This window comes from Acinetobacter sp. CY17 (assembly GCF_059515825.1).
On sequence record NZ_JCAKMX010000003.1, the window covers coordinates 90,786 to 106,990 of the forward strand.

Annotated in this window: 13 protein-coding genes; 5 read left to right on the forward strand and 8 right to left on the reverse strand. The window is 41.8% G+C overall.

What is annotated here, in order from left to right; translation table 11 throughout:
* Window positions 1-189: 189 nt before the first annotated feature.
* The 3 genes from tig (at window position 190) to clpX (ending at window position 3,650) form a co-directional block, all read left to right on the forward strand.
* Entirely contained in the window at window positions 190-1,521 is a 1,332-nt protein-coding gene (tig, locus tag AC5YCI_RS03250; RefSeq protein WP_496128863.1) for a trigger factor, read from the forward strand.
* Window positions 1,522-1,707: 186 nt separating this feature from the next.
* A complete protein-coding gene (gene clpP, locus AC5YCI_RS03255; protein ID WP_122899998.1) occupies window positions 1,708-2,313 on the forward strand; it encodes an ATP-dependent Clp endopeptidase proteolytic subunit ClpP in 606 nt (201 codons plus the stop codon).
* A 29-nt stretch (window positions 2,314-2,342) separates the two neighbouring features.
* Complete coding sequence (gene clpX / locus AC5YCI_RS03260; protein WP_496128864.1) at window positions 2,343-3,650, forward strand: ATP-dependent protease ATP-binding subunit ClpX; 1,308 nt, start codon at window positions 2,343-2,345, stop codon at window positions 3,648-3,650.
* Between the two features lie 39 nt (window positions 3,651-3,689).
* On the opposite strand, the gene AC5YCI_RS03265 is transcribed toward clpX, so the two are convergent.
* From AC5YCI_RS03265 to AC5YCI_RS03275, 3 genes are all read right to left on the reverse strand, one after another.
* Window positions 3,690-4,079: a hypothetical protein gene (locus AC5YCI_RS03265; protein ID WP_496175199.1), complete on the reverse strand. Its 390-nt coding sequence runs from the start codon at window positions 4,077-4,079 to the stop codon at window positions 3,690-3,692.
* A 106-nt stretch (window positions 4,080-4,185) separates the two neighbouring features.
* Window positions 4,186-4,551, reverse strand: coding sequence for a hypothetical protein (locus tag AC5YCI_RS03270; RefSeq protein WP_496175200.1), 366 nt, complete (start codon window positions 4,549-4,551; stop codon window positions 4,186-4,188).
* A gap of 116 nt (window positions 4,552-4,667) precedes the next feature.
* Window positions 4,668-6,194, reverse strand: coding sequence for a fumarate hydratase (locus AC5YCI_RS03275; RefSeq protein WP_496128867.1), 1,527 nt, complete (start codon window positions 6,192-6,194; stop codon window positions 4,668-4,670).
* A gap of 512 nt (window positions 6,195-6,706) precedes the next feature.
* On the opposite strand from AC5YCI_RS03275, the gene AC5YCI_RS03280 reads away from it, so the two are divergent.
* Window positions 6,707-6,889 carry a hypothetical protein gene (locus tag AC5YCI_RS03280; protein WP_496175201.1) on the forward strand — a complete coding sequence of 61 codons (183 nt, stop codon included), beginning with the start codon at window positions 6,707-6,709 and terminating at the stop codon, window positions 6,887-6,889.
* A gap of 69 nt (window positions 6,890-6,958) precedes the next feature.
* Here AC5YCI_RS03280 and pta read toward each other — a convergent pair whose 3' ends face one another.
* From pta to nagZ, 5 genes are all read right to left on the reverse strand, one after another.
* Window positions 6,959-9,103, reverse strand: a complete 2,145-nt coding sequence (pta, locus tag AC5YCI_RS03285) for a phosphate acetyltransferase (protein ID WP_496175202.1) — start codon at window positions 9,101-9,103, stop codon at window positions 6,959-6,961.
* Between the two features lie 44 nt (window positions 9,104-9,147).
* Window positions 9,148-10,359 (reverse strand): acetate/propionate family kinase, encoded by a 1,212-nt coding sequence (locus AC5YCI_RS03290; RefSeq protein WP_496175203.1) that lies wholly within the window; start codon window positions 10,357-10,359, stop codon window positions 9,148-9,150.
* A 257-nt stretch (window positions 10,360-10,616) separates the two neighbouring features.
* Window positions 10,617-11,036: a hypothetical protein gene (locus AC5YCI_RS03295; RefSeq protein WP_496175204.1), complete on the reverse strand. Its 420-nt coding sequence runs from the start codon at window positions 11,034-11,036 to the stop codon at window positions 10,617-10,619.
* 105 nt (window positions 11,037-11,141) lie between these two features.
* Complete coding sequence (locus AC5YCI_RS03300) at window positions 11,142-12,407, reverse strand: glutamate-5-semialdehyde dehydrogenase (RefSeq protein WP_496128873.1); 1,266 nt, start codon at window positions 12,405-12,407, stop codon at window positions 11,142-11,144.
* A gap of 132 nt (window positions 12,408-12,539) precedes the next feature.
* Window positions 12,540-13,562 (reverse strand): beta-N-acetylhexosaminidase, encoded by a 1,023-nt coding sequence (gene nagZ, locus AC5YCI_RS03305; protein ID WP_496175205.1) that lies wholly within the window; start codon window positions 13,560-13,562, stop codon window positions 12,540-12,542.
* A 177-nt stretch (window positions 13,563-13,739) separates the two neighbouring features.
* Here nagZ and AC5YCI_RS03310 point away from each other — a divergent pair, with 177 nt between their 5' ends.
* Entirely contained in the window at window positions 13,740-15,944 is a 2,205-nt protein-coding gene (locus AC5YCI_RS03310; protein ID WP_496128875.1) for a carboxy terminal-processing peptidase, read from the forward strand.
* Window positions 15,945-16,205 lie beyond the last annotated feature (261 nt).

The following is a 16,205-nucleotide window of genomic DNA, read 5'->3' on the forward strand; positions in this document are numbered from 1 at the left end:
ATCATTTGCAATCAAAATAGTACAAAAAATAAGGGTTCATCGCAGCAAAATGGCCTTGAAAATTAAGAATCCGTCTCAATTAAATAGAAAAATTGCCCCTGAAAAAATGCGGTTTTGTATATATTGAAATGTTGGCATATAATGTGGCACATTTTTTTTAAACCCTTTCACTAAAATATCGAGGAAGCCATGCAAGTAACTTCTGAAGCGGTTTCGGGCGTTGCCCGTCGTTTAAATGTATCTGTACCGACGAGCCGTATTAACGAGCAGTTTGAAGCTCGCTTGAAACGCACTGCCAAAACTGTAAAGATCAACGGCTTCCGTCAAGGTAAAGTGCCTGTAAACGTTGTACGTCGTGAATATGGCGCGGGTATCTACCAAGAAGTTGTGAACGACATCATTCGTGAAACAGTTTTCGAAGCAATCCAACAAGAAAAAATCAATGCTGTTGGTATGCCAAACATTGAAAAAACTGAGATGAAAGACGACGCGCTTGTATACGAAGCGACTGTTGAAGTTTATCCAGAAGTTGACGTTAAGTTTGAAGGTTTAGAAGTTGAGCGTAAAGCTGCAACTGTAAACGACAAAGACGTTGATCAAATGATCGAAAACCTACAAAAGCAACGCGCAGGTTGGGCTGACACGAAAGGCATGGCGAAAAAAGACATGCAAGTGACTTTCGACTTTGAAGGTTCAATTGATGGCGAGAAGTTCGAAGGCGGTTCTGCTGAAGACTTTAAACTTGTATTAGGTTCAGGTCGTATGATCCCTGGCTTCGAAGATGGCATCATCGGTATGAAGAAAGGCGAAGAGAAAGTAATCGAAGTTACTTTCCCAGAAGACTACCAAGCTGCTAACCTTGCAGGTAAAGCTGCACAGTTCAAAATCACTGTGAAACAAGTTGAAAAACAAAAACTTCCAGAAATTGATGCTGAATTCTTAAAAGTATTTGGCGTTTCTGAAGAAGAAGGCGTCGAAAAACTTAAAGCTGACGTACGTAAAAACATGGAACGCGAAGTGACTAACGGTCTGCGTAACCAAGTAAAAGGCGCAACTTTTGATGCACTTGTAGCTGCGAACGAAATTGAAGTTCCAGAAGCAATGTTAACGCAAGAAATTGACCGTCAACGTCAACAAATGATCCAACAGTTTACTCAGCAGTTTGGTGCTCAAGGTGCGAAAGCATTTGATTCAAGCATGCTTCCTGATGAATTGTTCAAAGAGCAAGCTGAAAAAGCGGTTAAACTTGGCGTATTAGTGAGCAAAGTATTAGCGGACTCTAAATTAGAAGTTGATGCTGCTCGTGTAGATGCTTATATCGCTGACATGGCATCTTCTTACGAAGATCCAAACGAAGTGATCGAATACTTCAACAATGACAAACAACAACGTGCGCAAATCGAAGCTGTTGTTTTAGAAGACCAAGTTGTAGATTTCATTTTAGCTGCTGCTAAAGTAACTGAAACAACTGTAAGCTACGAAGACTTATTGAAAGAGCAACAAGCTCGTCAACAAGGCTAAGTTTTAAGCTTGTAAAAAAGGCGCTCATAGCGCCTTTTTTTTTGCAATTTGTGGTTTTGTCATCTTCACAAAACTTATGCAAAAAACAGTAATGATTTATTTGTGAATCTTTTGCAATTTAATGAATTATCCCTCATATTGTGACTATGAGTGCAGTAACAAAAAATTTTAGGAATAATTAAACTTATGTACGTTCCAACTATTGATAACGCCTTAGTCCCAATGGTGGTAGAACAGTCATCGCGTGGTGAACGTTCTTTTGATATTTATTCACGTTTATTGCGTGAGCGGGTTATTTTCTTAACAGGACAAGTAGAAGACAACATGGCCAACTTAATTGTGGCGCAAATGTTGTTTTTAGAAGCTGAAAACCCAGATAAAGATATTCATTTGTATATCAACTCTCCGGGTGGTTCAGTGACAGCTGGTATGGCAATTTACGATACCATGCAGTTTATTAAACCTGACGTTGTGACTTATTGTATGGGTCAAGCAGCATCAATGGGCGCATTTTTACTTAATGCTGGTGCGAAAGGTAAACGTTACTGCTTAGAAAACGCGCGTGTCATGATTCACCAACCTTTGGGTGGTTTCCGTGGTCAAGCTTCGGATATCGAAATCCATGCACGCGAAATTTTATTTATTAAAGAACGCCTAAACCGTTTAATGGCTGAGCACAGTGGTCAAGATTACGAAAAAGTAGCACGTGATACTGATCGTGATAACTTTATGACTGCTCAGCAAGCAAAAGAATACGGCTTAGTGGACGAAGTGTTAAGCAAACGTCCATAAGTTCTTCCCTTTTAGATATTGGAGTGAATATGTCCGAACATCCTCAAGGACAAAAGCATTGTTCATTTTGCGGTAAAACGCAGTCTGAAGTCGGGAAACTGATTGCAGGCGAGGACGCGTACATCTGTAATGAATGTGTGGACGTATGCTTAGATCTCGTACAAACCAGCCAGCAAGTTGACGCTGGTGATTGGGCGAGCAAACCATTACCAAAACCACATGAAATTCGCGCTGCGCTTGATCAATATGTGATTGGTCAAGATGTTGCCAAGAAAACCTTGTCGGTTGCGGTATATAACCACTACAAACGCTTAAAAGTGACCCATAACGGTCAGAAAAAAGATGATGCAGTGGAAATCGCAAAAAGTAACATTCTGCTTGTAGGTCCTACAGGTTCGGGTAAAACTTTATTGGCGCAAACCCTTGCACGTTTACTGGATGTGCCGTTTGCAATGGCAGATGCGACTACATTAACCGAAGCGGGTTATGTGGGTGAAGACGTTGAAAACATTGTACAAAAGCTCCTACAAAAAGCTGATTACGATGTCGAAAAAGCGCAGAAGGGTATTATTTATATCGATGAAATCGACAAAATTACCCGTAAGTCAGAAAATCCATCGATTACGCGTGATGTTTCTGGTGAAGGTGTACAGCAAGCATTGTTAAAAATGATTGAGGGTACAGTTGCCTCTATTCCACCACAAGGCGGTCGTAAACATCCACAGCAAGAGTTTATTCAGGTCGATACCTCAAATATCTTATTTATTTGCGGTGGTGCCTTCTCTGGTCTTGAAAAAATTGTGCAACAACGTCAGGAAAAAGGTGGCATTGGTTTTACTGCAGAAGTGCGTAAAAAGGATGAAACCAAAAAACTGTCTGACTTGTTCCGTCAAGTTGAAGCAACCGACTTGGTTAAATTTGGTTTAATTCCAGAATTTATCGGTCGTTTGCCTGTTATTGCGACTCTAGAAGAGCTAGATGAAGATGCATTATTGCAAATTCTGACAGAGCCTAAAAATGCATTAACCCGTCAATATAAATATTTATTTGAGATGGAAGATGTAGACTTAGTTTTTGAAGAGTCAGCTTTGCGTGCGGTAGCCAAAAAAGCCTTAGACCGTAATACAGGTGCACGTGGTTTACGTTCAATTTTAGAAAATGTACTCCTTGAAACCATGTATGACTTACCGAGTCAAACTGATGTAGGCACAGTTGTCGTAAATGCTGCAGTCATTAACGAGGGCAGTAAGCCTGAGTTTAAAGCTGAGCGCCAAGCCACAACTGAAACTGCTGATGAAGCAAAAACGGACTTAAAATTAGTCAATAAAACCGCCTAATTTTAAAGTTTAAAAAAACGTGCCAATGGGCACGTTTTTTTATTTAGGCTGGTTCATCAATTTTTCTAGAGCTTTGTTTTGCATGACATCTCGACTATTATTTTTGACCTTATCTTCAACTGAGAATTCAACATTCTCGCTGCGGGCATTAACATTATATTTGTATAAAAAAGCGTTGCTTTCATCAATGGCGCGTACATCAACAAAAGGTGTGCTGTAGTTTTTTAAAGTTAAGGTGAGAGTTGTATTGGGTTTAATGACTTGATTTTCGGAAAGTAAATTATCTTGCCATGTTCCACTATTACTTGGACTGACATAAATTGCCTGAAGATTTAACAAGGTTTGATTATGAATTCGCAGCATTAAATCTGCGGCATGGGTGCTTAAACTTAAGCACAATGTACAGAATAAAACCAGTAGCTTAGACATCTTACTGCGCCCTTTATCCGATTGGTGAGTTTTATATCTTATGCTTAAAAAATGATCAATTCTATTTTTATCAGATAAAAGGCACAGTGCTTAACTAGCCAGACTTTTATTTTGAATTGGGAATAATTTTAGGGAGAGATGAATTTATAATGCGATCTTGCGCTTTAAAATAAACTCGGTCTGTTTGTGCATTTACTCGATAGCGATAGTAAAAATCTCCTTGTGCATCAATAGCGCGAATATCAAAGTAGGGGCTATCGTAATCGGTGAGAGTGAGGCTGAGCTGTCCATCATGTTCTAAAAATTCATTTTCATCGAGTAAATCCTCTTCCCAAGTTTGATCTTGTACATTACTAACATAAATATAATGCAAATCTTGCTGGGTTTGGTTGTGAATTTCCAAAATGTATTCTTTTGCCCACACACAACAGCTCATCGGTAGTATAAGCAAAGCAATGATTAATTTTGCCATGGTTGAAGCGCCTCAATCCTTAAAGCGTTAGGATGAGTGTATGACGAAATCTCAATATGGATGGTTATATTTAAGTAAAAAAAAAGCGCCTCTTTAGGCGCTTTTTTTACAGTCAATTATTGCGCAGCAGCATCAACCACTGGAATCTTACCAATTTTTGCTTGCCAGATTTTTGGTGCAGTGGCATGTACAGAAGTACCATTTACGTCAACTGCCACAGAAACAGGCATGTCTTTCACCACAAACTTGTAGATTGCTTCCATACCAAGATCAGCAAAGGCAACCACTTCCGCTTCACGGATTGCTTTCGATACTAAGTATGCCGCACCACCTACAGCCATGAGGTAAGTCGCTTTATTGTCTTTGATCGCTTCAACCGCAGCAGGACCACGATCCGCTTTACCGATCATACCGAACATGCCAGTTGCTTCTAAAACTTGACGGGTGAACTTATCCATACGCGTTGCGGTTGTTGGACCTGCAGGACCTACAACTTCGTCGCCTACTGGATCAACAGGGCCGACGTAGTAGATGAACTTGCCTTTAAGATCAACTGGCAGTTCTTCACCGTTGTTAAGCATGTCAACCATACGTTTGTGTGCAGCGTCACGACCGGTATAGATGGTGCCGTTAAGAAGCAATGTATCACCTGGTTTCCAAGCATTCATTTCTTCTTGGGTGATGTTGTCTAGGTCAACACGTTTAGAGGTTGAAGAATCCCAAGTCACTTCTGGGTAGTCTTCAAGTTTAGGCGCGATGATGTTGGCAACACCAGTACCATCAAGCGTGAAGTGTGCATGACGCGTCGCAGCACAGTTTGGAATCATACCGACTGGTTTGCCCGCAGCGTGACATGGATAATCTTTGATTTTGATATCAAGAACAGTGGTTAAACCACCAAGGCCTTGCGCACCAATACCAAGCGCGTTTACTTTTTCGAAGAGTTCGATACGAAGTTCTTCAAGTTTAGACTGTGGACCACGACGAAGAAGTTCGTCCATGTTGATCTCTTCCATGAGTGCTTCTTTGGCAAGCATCATGGCTTTTTCAGCAGTACCACCAATACCAATACCGAGCATACCTGGTGGACACCAACCTGCACCCATGGTTGGTACAGTTTTGAGTACCCAATCCACGATTGAGTCAGATGGGTTTAGCATCGCAAGTTTAGATTTGTTTTCTGAACCGCCACCTTTTGCCGCAACAGTGATATCTACTTTGTTACCTGGAACAAGTTTGTGGTAGATCACCGCAGGGGTATTGTCTTTGGTATTTTTACGACCAAAAGCAGGATCAGCAAGAACAGATGCACGAAGAACGTTTGAGTTTTCTAAGTAACCTTGGCGTACACCTTCGTTAATCGCATCGTCTAGGCTCATGGTTAAATCAAATTTAACATCCATACCCACTTCAACGAATACGTTGACGATACCAGTATCTTGGCAGATTGGGCGGTGGCCTTCTGCACACATACGAGAGTTAATTAAGATTTGTGCAATTGCATCTTTAGCAGCTTTGTTTTCTTCACGGTCATACGCACGGCTCATCGCTTGGATGAAGTCTTGTGGATGGTAGTAAGAAATAAACTGAAGCGCATCTTTAACCGATGTGATCAAGTCATCTTGCTTGATAATAGTTGTCATATCAAATATCTCTTGAGCGGGCTGTTAGCTAGCGGGCTAAATTATAAGACAAAAAATTGCTGCTGTGGGTGTTTTGGGCGAAAGTTTAATAGCTAGCCCTATAGAGATGAAATTACAAAAAAAATGTCATATTAAGTTCAAAAAAATGTCATAAAAATATAAAGTAAAATCTTGGATTTATAGTAAGTATTTGAATTATATTAACTTAGACTAAATTTGGGCTTATGTTTCATTGTCATATAACTGTCATAAAACTTTTGGATAATGGCAGCCATTCAAGTTAAGGTGTTTCTTTCATGACAGTTACAAGTATTCTTATGGTTGTTGGTTTTAGTGTTTATATCGCAGCAACGTGGATGTACGGTCAAAAAGAAGATCAAGCTTAAGCTTTATCTTCTTTTTTTAATTTGATAATAATAAAAATCGTCACAATCTTTTCTGTTTAGTCCTCGTTTTCTGTCTCTATTTCGCGTTATGCTGCTATTAAACACCTCATTTTTAAAGGTGATGCTATGCGTAAAATAATCTCTATTTTTATCTTCATATTGTGGCTTAACCCAAGCTATGCCGAGCAAACCCCAACTCAAACCAAAGAACAAGCAGCAGCGCCAAAGCCTACGATAAAAGAGCAACCGCATCCAACGCCTATTCATCCGTGTGCGCCGCTTGAACACTGTATGCCACCAAGCTATTAAAATAAAAAAAACCATCCGATACGAATATAGGATGGTTGCGCGGAGAACAGGGTAAAGCCGAAGCTTTGATTAAACCGCAGCTAAAGCATCAACTGTGGCAGCGGCTTGTTGTTCGGCTTGAATGGCAGTTAGCGCAATGGTAAACACAATATCATCGACCAAGGCACCACGCGATAAATCATTTACTGGTTTATTTAAACCTTGCAGCATTGGGCCAACACTCACCACATTGGCAGAGCGTTGTACTGCTTTATAGGTGGTATTACCTGTGTTTAAGTCTGGGAAAATAAAAACATTAGCACGACCCGCAACATCTGAATTTGGTGCTTTAGAACGACCTACGCTTTCAACAGAAGCTGCGTCATATTGTAATGGGCCATCAATAAGTAAATCAGGACGACGCTCTTTGGCAATACGGGCCGCTTCTGCCACTTTCTCTACATCGGCCCCTGCGCCTGAAGTACCTGTAGAATAGGAAATCATGGCAATACGCGGGTCAATACCAAAGGCTTTGGCTGAATCTGCTGATTGAATTGCGATTTCTGCCAATTGTTCGGCATTTGGATCAGGATTAATTGCACAGTCGCCATACACATACACTTCATCTGGCAGCAGCATAAAGAACACGGATGATACCAATGAATAATCAGGTGCTGTTTTAATCAATTGGAATGCAGGGCGAACCGTATTAGCCGTGGTATGTACCGCGCCTGAAACTAAACCATCCACATGATTAAGCGCAAGCATCATGGTGCCTAGCACCACAGTATCTTGTAGTTGTTCATCAGCCTGCAAAGCATCGAGTTTGCCTTTACGTAAGCTCACCATTGGCTCGACATAGTCAGCGCGAATTGTATCTGGGTCGATAATTTCTAACCCGACAGGCAATTCAACACCGCGGGCTTTGGCCACTTCAGCAACAGCTTCAGGTTTAGCCAGTAATACACATTGGGCAATGCCACGTGCCTGACAAATAGCAGCGGCTTCGATGGTACGTGGCTCATCGCCTTCAGGCAGCACAATACGTTTTTTGGCATGAATGGATTTTTGCACCAATTCATGGCGGAAAGCCGATGGAGATAAACGCGGTTTTTGCGTATTACTGACTAACTGGTTAATCCAATCTGGATCTAAATGGCTGCCGACAAAATGTGTCACTTGCTCGGCACGACTCGTATCATCTTGTGGAATTTCATTACAGAAACTACGAATTTTTTGCACTGTGTCAAAAGCAGATAGATTGGTGTGCAGAATAGGTAAATCTGACTTATGGCTTTGGCAGAAGTTTAAGATTGCGGTGCTTGGTGCTTGTTGTTCTGTTAAGACCACGCCTGCTAAAGGTGTACCGTTTTGATTGGCCAATTGGGCAGCAAGTAGGGCATCGACACGGTCTGCCGCGCTAATGATCAGCTCACCTGCGACAAATTTTTGTAGCTCATTGCCAATATTGCCGCTAATCAGACTGCTATTTAGCACGCGGCGCTGTGCTTCGCCTTGGTTAAGCCAAGTGGCTTGAATATGCTGGGCTAAATCAGAAATCCGCGGCACGCTTAAAGTGTTGCTAAAAGGCACCAAACCAATAATCGGTAGCGTTTTGTTGCCAATATGCGCGTGACTGCGTTGTAGGGCTTGGGCAAAATGAGCAGTTTCAGCCACTAAGCGTAAGCTTGGATCTAAAGTCACAGGAATATGCGCATCATTTAAACCTTTGGTACGCATAAACAGTACGCCAGCGGCACGATCTAAAGCAAAATGACGTAACTGACTTTGTACTTGATCAGCAGTATGTTTGGCATCGTTTAAGTCTGCATTGGAGACAATCACAACTTTGGCATCTAAAGCTTGGGCCAATTGTGCATTGAGCTGACTGGCAAAACCATCACGCCCATTAGGCACAAGACCTTCAGCAATAATGATGTCATGTTTTTTGCTGATTTCACGCTGTAAACGTACCGCATCTTCAAGCAGCTCATCAATTTGACCTGAGGCTAAACGCGAGGTAAGCGCTGCATAAGAAATCGGTTCTACAGTGTCGCTTTGGCTAATATGACGATAAAGCGCGGTGCTGCTGTCGCTTGAGGCATTGGCATCTTGTGAAAAAGCTTTTAAAAATCCTGCTTTAATGCCTTGGCATTCTAAAGCATAAACAAGACCTAAACAGGCTGAGGTTAAACCTACGCCTTCTGCGGTTGGAACAAGTAAAATCGTTTTCATCTTTATATCTATCAATTTTAAGTGATGGCCAGATGGAGTAGGGCTTAAGCCACTACTGCATCTTGTTCAATCTTTTTTGTTGTGGTCAACTCAGTAACAACATGCTCAGTTTCTTTGGCAATGCGACCCTCTTCATCGGTTGGTACTACCCAAATTTGTGGGCCTGTACCCGCATCAATACGACCTTCTGTACCACGTTTTAAGTTATTGTTGGCATCTAGGCTTAAGTTAAAACCAAAGTGCGGTAGGTAGCCTAAAGTTTTTTCACGGATATAAGCTGAGTTTTCACCAATACCGCCAGTGAAGAACAAACCGTCTACGCGTGGTAAACCACAGCTTAAAGCAGCTAAAGATTTAGCGAGGCGGTAGCAGAACACTTCAATGGCTAAAGTGGCATCTTCATTGCCTTGCTCAGAAGCTTCAATCAGTGTACGCATGTCATTGGATAAATTAGACAAACCTAATAAGCCTGATTGGCTATTGAGCATTTTGTCAATTTTATAGATATCCCAACCTAAGTTGGCTTCTAAGAAACGGTGTAAACTTGGGTCTACATCACCACTACGTGTACCCATCACTAAACCTTCAAGTGGGGTTAAACCCATAGAGGTATCTACTGATTGACCATTCCAAATTGCACAGGTTGAGCTACCATTGCCTAAATGTGCTGTTAACCAACCACCTTGTTTAAAACTACCTGCCAGTTCTGAACCGCGATCTGATACATAGGCATGGCTGGTACCATGGAAGCCATAACGACGCACGTTATGTTCGGTGTATAAGAATTTAGGAACCGCATAGCGATAGGCATGTGCTGGCATGGTTTGGTGGAAAGCGGTATCAAATACCGCCACTTGTGGTAAATCTGGGAATAAACGTTTGGTCGCTTCAATCCCGACTAAATGCGCAGGATTGTGTAATGGCGCAAGTGGTGTTGCTTGACGAATTTTATCGATGATGTCATCGGTAATTAGTTCAGCTTGAGTGAGTGTGCCACCGTGAACAATACGGTGACCAATGGCATCTGGCTTATGATTGGCAAGACGCGATAAACCCACTTCTAAGGCTTCTTTGTGGTCAGCATTTGGAATTTTGATGTCAACAGGTTCATTCCCTAAAGTCACACCTTTAATACGCGCTTCAGGCGTACCTAAGTTTTCAGCAAGGCCATGAATTCGGAAGTTTTGATCTTTAAGCAATAAAGCAAATTTAATGGAAGAAGATCCGCAATTGATAATAAGAATTGAGTTAGGCATGGCGTATTCCTTGACTTGCGATTTTAGTATTAGCTTGTTGTCATCCTCATGATCAAAAATGCTGATTTCTTGATCATGTTGCTAGTTGTATCATGCTTGTTTTTAGACTCATAGATAGACTTTAGGTGATTAGACTTAAGGCTTATCGACGCCATGCTTAATCATAATTAATATTTATTGGTTAAAAGTTTTCATTTTCTCAGGAAATGAAGATACAGCCCTTAGGCGTATTTTGTATGTAAAATAGACAGAATGCGTCATTTTTTTGCTAAATTTTCATTTTTAGCCGCTTCATTACGTCTAATCAAAACATAAGCCAATAGCGTGACCATAAAAAATACCAACATCATCCATGCTAAACCTTGTAAGGTCTCGACAATGGTACGATAAATTTCTAGTACCCATCTTTCTTGCGTCAAACTGATGATGGTGGCTTGTTTTTGATCAATATCGTAATGCATAGGTGTAATATATTTTTCCATATCATAGATACGAATTCCTGAGGATGTACCCACCACAAGACCCGCAAAGAAGGTGTATTTACCCCATGCTGTATAAATAGGGTCTTGGATAATGCGCGCTAAGATGGATTCAATTGAACTTTTAAAGAGTCGCATGATGCTATAAGACAAACCAAGCGCCAATACAAAGGTCACAATCACTAAACTGTAAAACATGCTGCTGATCCTGTACTTTTTTATGGTTATGCCATGAAAGTGAAGTTATGACTGTTGAACAGAAGTAAAAAAGCCCGCAATTGCGGGCTTTTTTTTAAAGATGGATTACTGACGAATTTGTCCGTCACCAAACACCACCCATTTTTGTGATGTTAAACCTTCAAGACCCACTGGGCCACGGGCATGAATTTTATCGGTTGAAATACCAATTTCAGCACCTAAACCATATTCAAAACCATCGGCAAAACGTGTTGATGCGTTAATCATCACTGAGCTTGAATCAACACGCGCTAAGAATTGACGTGCAAGGCTAAAGTTTTCCGTAATAATTGAATCGGTATGATGTGAGCCATATTGATTAATATGCTCAATCGCTTCATCCATACCTGATACCACTTTTACCGCTAAAATTGGCCCAAGATATTCTTCATACCAATCTTCTTCTGTTGCAGCAATAACGCTGTCACCTAAAATACGACGTGTGATCGGGCAACCGCGGAGTTCAACTTGTTTCTCGGCATAGAGTTCGGCAATCCGTGGCAAGAATTCTTCGGCAACTTTTTCATCGACCAATAAACTTTCCATGGCATTGCATACGCCATAACGATGGGTTTTGGCATTTAAAGCAATCGGCAGGGCTTTTTGTAAATCGGCTTGTGCTTCTACAAATACATGGCAATTACCATCTAAATGTTTGATAACTGGAATACGGGCTTCTTCAGTAATACGTTCGATTAAGCCCTTACCACCACGTGGCACGATCACATCGACATATTCATTCATGGTAATAAGCTGACCGACCGCAGCACGGTCAGTGGTGTTAATCACCTGTACCGCATGTTCAGGTAGACCTGCTGCTTTTAAGCCGTGTTGTACCGCACTGGCAATGGCTTGGTTGGATTCAAGTGCTTCTGAACCACCGCGTAAAATAATGGCGTTACCTGATTTTAACGCTAAAGATGCAGCTTCTAGGGTCACGTTGGGACGTGACTCATAGATCATGCCCACAACACCTAAAGGTACGCGCATTTTACCAAGTTGAATGCCTGAAGGGCGGAAGGCTAAATCGGTAATTTCGCCAATGGGGTCGGTTAAGCTAATGACATCTTTTAAACCCTGCAACATACCGTCAAAGCGTGCGGGGGTAAGTTCTAAACGATCAAGTAGCGCGCTATCTAAGTTATTGTTATGCGCTTTGGTCATATCAATGTGGTTGGCTGCTAAAATTGCGGCTTCATTGTTTTTGAGAGCCGTATAAATTGCAGATAACGCAGCGTTTTTGCTTTGGGTAGACGCACTCGCTAACATGCGTGATGCTTGGCGTGCTTGTTGTCCTACCGTTTGCATATAATGTTCAATAGAATCTTGCATAGCGGTTTGATCAGTTAAAAAATACCCATTGATAGTAGCAGGTCTAGGGATTGAGATTGAAGTATTTCGTGAAAAATTATTGCGATACATTTACTTATAAAAAAAGGAATAGCATAGCTATTCCTTTTAAGATTACACTGCTGCGTTTTTAAAGGTCGTGATGCGATCATGTACTTCACGCCATGTTGTACCTAAATCGAGTTCTGTATCAATACTAAGCTTTGGAATATCACCACGCATACGTTCTAAACGCGCTTGGTTTGGCAGGGCTAAGTGTTCAATCCCTTGTAATGCAAGCAATTGTGCAGCACGGTCATTACAGACTAAGCCCATGTCACAACCGGCTTTGAGTGCCGCTTGAATACGCGCATCAGCACCGCCAGCCACACATGCCGCTTGCATGCTTAAGTCATCTGAGAACAGTACCCCATCAAATTGCAGCTTTTCACGCAAGATACGTTGTAACCAAAATTCTGAAAAACCAGCTGGATTAGCATCGACTTTTGGATAAATTACATGTGCAGGCATTAATGCATCGAGTTGATCTTGTAACTGCACAAAAGTTTGCATATCGTGTGCTTCAATTTCGGTAAAACTACGTTCATCAATCGCGGCAGCGACATGAGAATCGGCTTTTACAGAGCCGTGACCGGGGAAGTGTTTACCTGTACTGGCCATGCCTGCACGGCGCATCCCGCTTAAAAATGCTTTAGCCAGCGCAATAATATCTTGTGGATTTTTGGCAAAGGCACGATCACCAATCACATCACTAATGTCATTAATATCTAAAACTGGGGCAAAACTAAAGTCGATACCAACAGCTAATACTTCAGTCGCCATCAGCCAACCACATTCCTCGCAAAGCTTTAAGGCACGTTCAGGATCGGTTTGATATAACTCACCAAAACGTCCCATGGCAGGTAATAAAGTAAAACCACTTTTAAGACGTTGCACGCGACCGCCTTCTTGATCGACAGCAATTAAAATATCAGGACGAATTTGGCGCATATGATCAGTCAAAGCACGTACTTGGGCTGGTGATTCAATATTGCGTCCAAATAAAATCATGCCACCCACTTGTGGGTGTTGTAACAGTTCAATATCTTCTGTATTTAATGTTGTGCCTGCAATATCAAGCATCAAGGCGCCGATCATAGCGATGTCCGTGTTAGAATTTTCAAATAAATAGAACTGCATTGTGCAATGATTTGCTACAGTTTGTCAGCACAGATTATGATAAAACTACACGATAAACACAGATTGAATCTCGTAGCATATGTTGCATTCGTTTGCAGTCATGCCTGATCCAAAAGAAGGAAAACTTTATAAATTATGAAACTTCAAACCATCGCGTGTGCAGTTGCCGTTGCAACTGGTGGATTCTTCTTCACTCATGTGGTCAGTGAAGCGCTTGCAGCCAATGAAACGAGTGTGAGCCAAGCGGCAAACCAAATTCAGCCTACCCAAGAACAAGCTTTAGTGACGCGTCAATTGGCAACATTGGTCGATCGTCAACATTATTTAAACCAGCGCTTAGATGCGGATACGTCTAAGCGTATTTTTGACTTTTATATCGACAGCTTAGATGCAGATCACTCCTTATTTTTAAAAGATGAAGTGGCAGCATATAAGCAAAAATATGCGGCCAATTTAGGCGCTGCTTTAAAAGCAGGTGATTTAAGCGGGCCTTACGAAATTCATGCGCTGTATCGCGAACGTTTAACTGAGTTTTATCAGTTTATGTTGGCAGAACTCAAAAAACCGCAAAACTTAAAACAAAAAGGCGTGTTTATTGATACCGACCGTGAAAAAGCGCCGTTCTTTAACAGCAAAGCTGAGCAACAAGCTTACTGGCGTAAAATGTTGGTCTCTCAGCTGATTAACTTAACTTTAAGCCGTGAAGAAGAACAAGCCAAACAAAAGGCTTTAAAAGAAAATCCAAGTTTAGCCAATGGACAAGATCTGTCTGGCCCTGAAGATTTAAGCCCAGAGCAGACCTTAACCAAGCGTTATACTCGTCAGTTAGAGCGGGTCAGTCGTCTCAAAAGCGATGATGTGTTAGATAAAGCCCTCAATGCCATGACCTTGACTTATGATCCACATAGTAACTATTTCCCACCGCTAGATGCCATTGAGCTAAATCGTCAAACCTCTTTACAGTTAGAGGGGATTGGGGTCTCGATCCGTCCAGATCGTAGTAACGAAGATTACACCAAGATTGAAACCATTGTAGAAGGTGGACCTGCGAGTAAATCAGGTCAGGTCAAATCGGGTGATCGGATTATTGGGGTTGGCCAAGAAGGCGAAAAAATTATTGATGTGATTGGTTGGCCAAGTAAAGAAGTCGTGGGCTTAATTCGTGGTAAACGTGGTACCAAAGTCAATTTACGTTTATTAGGGCCAGGGGCTTCTTTAAGTCAAGCACGTGTGGTGACTTTAACCCGTGATGTGATTCAAGAGGAAGATGCAGGGGTACGTAGTCGTACGGTACAAATTAGCCGTGATGGCAAGCAACATACTTTTGGCGTCATTGAGATTCCATCATTTTACTTAAACTATCGTGCGCGCCGTGCCGGTGATCAATATCGCTCAGTTTCTGAAGATACCAACAATGCTTTAAAGGCACTGGCGGCTCAAAACGTGGCCGGTATTATTATTGACTTACGTAATAACCCCGGTGGTTCACTCGAAGAAGTAGCACGTATGCTAGGGCAAGTGATTAAATCGGGTCCGGTGGTACAAATCCGTGATGGCAATGGCAATGTCAGTGTCTTTGAAGACAATGATGGCGGGCGACAAACCTATGCAGGTCCACTTGCGGTGATGATTAACTTAGCTTCAGCATCGGCCAGTGAAATTTACTCAGCTGCGATTCAAGATTATGAACGTGGTATTGTGATTGGTAGTCCAACCACAGGTAAAGGTACGGCACAAGTCCAACTGGATAGTTTGGCCTATGGTCAAGCCACGCTTACCCAGCGTAAGTTCTACCGTATTACTGGGGGAAGTACCCAAAATAAAGGCGTGATTCCAGACATTAAATTAGTTGATATTTACAATGAAGAGTTTGGTGAACGTAAGGCCAAAAATGCACTTGAGTGGGATACCATTGCCACTGCGCCATTTAAACGTGAAGGGTCGGTGCAGCCTTATGTTGCACAGCTGGCGAAAAGCTCACAAGTACGTGTGAACCTTGATCCACAGTTTAAATATCTAGAGCAGCGTAAAGCTTTGGCCAAAAAAGCTGAAGAGAAAAAACGTGTGGTGCTCGATTTAGATCAACGCCGTGCTGAACTGCTTGATTTAGAGCAAAAAACACTGGCGGCTGAGAATGCTCGCCGTAGTGCTACAGGGCAAAAACCTTATAGCAATTGGGAGAGTTATCAAGCCTCAATTGAAGCTTTAGCAGAAGCACGTGCCAAAATGAAAGTTGCACAGCGTCCAGCTCTGCCTGAAGAAGAGGTCTTTGTAATTGAGTCAGCACATGTACTGTTGGACTATGCTGCATTGCAGAAAAAAACACCTGCTAAAAACTAATCTTTAATTACGTATTCTAAAAAAGTCGAGTTTGCTCGGCTTTTTTTGATTTTAAGCAATAAATTGGAGTAAAAACTCTAATAATGCCTAAAAAAGCGGCAAATCCGTGCCCTCAATAATCGCTTGCTACTTGACCTCAATGCCGAAGTGTTAGATTCTTGACGCACTTATTTGTCTAACAAAAAACTTGTAGTATGCGTCTACATTTGGGGAAGTTTTTCGTGCAGTGTTTTGACTGCAGCCTAGACAAATCAAGCCTAT

Bases quoted from the DNA above. Each gene is read 5' to 3' on its own strand.
- tig (WP_496128863.1), top strand. From the start codon at position 190: ATGCAAGTAACTTCTGAAGCGGTTTCGGGCGTTGCCCGTCGTTTAAAT.
- AC5YCI_RS03280 (WP_496175201.1), top strand. From the start codon at position 6,707: ATGCGTAAAATAATCTCTATTTTTATCTTCATATTGTGGCTTAACCCA.
- pta (WP_496175202.1), bottom strand. From the start codon at position 9,103: ATGAAAACGATTTTACTTGTTCCAACCGCAGAAGGCGTAGGTTTAACC.
- AC5YCI_RS03290 (WP_496175203.1), bottom strand. From the start codon at position 10,359: ATGCCTAACTCAATTCTTATTATCAATTGCGGATCTTCTTCCATTAAA.
- clpP (WP_122899998.1), top strand. From the start codon at position 1,708: ATGTACGTTCCAACTATTGATAACGCCTTAGTCCCAATGGTGGTAGAA.
- AC5YCI_RS03275 (WP_496128867.1), bottom strand. From the start codon at position 6,194: ATGACAACTATTATCAAGCAAGATGACTTGATCACATCGGTTAAAGAT.
- AC5YCI_RS03265 (WP_496175199.1), bottom strand. From the start codon at position 4,079: ATGTCTAAGCTACTGGTTTTATTCTGTACATTGTGCTTAAGTTTAAGC.
- clpX (WP_496128864.1), top strand. From the start codon at position 2,343: ATGTCCGAACATCCTCAAGGACAAAAGCATTGTTCATTTTGCGGTAAA.
- nagZ (WP_496175205.1), bottom strand. From the start codon at position 13,562: ATGATCGGCGCCTTGATGCTTGATATTGCAGGCACAACATTAAATACA.
- AC5YCI_RS03270 (WP_496175200.1), bottom strand. From the start codon at position 4,551: ATGGCAAAATTAATCATTGCTTTGCTTATACTACCGATGAGCTGTTGT.
- AC5YCI_RS03295 (WP_496175204.1), bottom strand. From the start codon at position 11,036: ATGTTTTACAGTTTAGTGATTGTGACCTTTGTATTGGCGCTTGGTTTG.
- AC5YCI_RS03300 (WP_496128873.1), bottom strand. From the start codon at position 12,407: ATGCAAGATTCTATTGAACATTATATGCAAACGGTAGGACAACAAGCA.
- AC5YCI_RS03310 (WP_496128875.1), top strand. From the start codon at position 13,740: ATGAAACTTCAAACCATCGCGTGTGCAGTTGCCGTTGCAACTGGTGGA.